The 1,157-nt window shown below is 45.3% G+C and carries 1 protein-coding gene; it reads left to right on the top strand.

Features of this window, described 5'->3' with window-relative positions; all coding sequences use genetic code 11:
* Nucleotides 1-1,157 (top strand): elongation factor Tu (gene tuf, locus L0668_RS20535; RefSeq protein ID WP_235314600.1); only part of this gene is annotated, 1,157 nt, incomplete at both ends.

Here is a 1,157-nt window from a genome sequence, read left to right on the forward strand (position 1 = left end):
TTTGAACGTACTAAACCGCATGTAAACGTCGGTACTATCGGCCACGTTGACCACGGTAAAACAACATTAACAGCTGCAATCACAACTGTATTAGCAAAAACATACGGCGGTGACGCATCAGCATTCGACCAAATCGATAACGCTCCAGAAGAGCGCGAGCGTGGTATCACAATTTCAACGTCTCACGTTGAATATGACACACCCACTCGTCACTACGCACACGTAGATTGTCCGGGTCACGCCGATTATGTTAAAAACATGATCACTGGTGCTGCACAAATGGATGGCGCGATTTTGGTTGTTGCTGCAACAGATGGTCCTATGCCACAAACACGTGAGCACATCTTGTTAGGTCGTCAGGTTGGCGTACCTTACATGGTTGTTTTCATGAACAAATGTGACATGGTTGACGACGAAGAATTACTAGAATTGGTAGAAATGGAAGTACGTGAATTACTTTCAGAATACGAATTCCCAGGTGACGACTTGCCAGTTATCCAAGGCTCTGCACTTAAAGCCCTTGAAGGCGAAGCAGAATGGGAAGCGAAGATTGTTGAACTAGCTGAAGCTTTAGATACGTATATCCCAGAGCCAGAGCGTGATGTTGACAAGCCTTTCCTACTTCCAATTGAAGATGTTTTCTCAATCTCTGGTCGTGGTACGGTTGTAACAGGTCGTGTTGAGCGTGGTATTTTACGCACAGGTGATGAAGTGGAAATCGTTGGTATCAAAGATACGACTAAGTCTACTTGTACTGGTGTTGAAATGTTCCGTAAGCTTCTTGACGAAGGTCGTGCTGGTGAGAACGTTGGTGCATTGTTACGTGGTACTAAACGTGAAGACGTTGAACGTGGTCAAGTATTGGCTGCTCCAGGTACAATTAACCCACATACTAACTTTGAAGCTGAAGTATATGTATTGTCTAAAGATGAAGGTGGTCGTCATACTCCATTCTTCAAAGGCTATCGTCCACAGTTCTACTTCCGTACAACTGACGTAACAGGGGCTGTAGAGCTTCCTGAAGGCGTAGAAATGGTCATGCCAGGTGACAACCTTAAGTTCAAAGTTGAACTAATTAACCCAATCGCGATGGACGAAGGTTTACGCTTCGCAATCCGTGAAGGTGGCCGTACAGTAGGTGCGGGTGTTGTTGCTAA

This window comes from Paraglaciecola algarum (assembly GCF_021532655.1).
In the GTDB taxonomy this organism is placed as follows: Bacteria; Pseudomonadota; Gammaproteobacteria; order Enterobacterales; family Alteromonadaceae; genus Paraglaciecola; species Paraglaciecola algarum.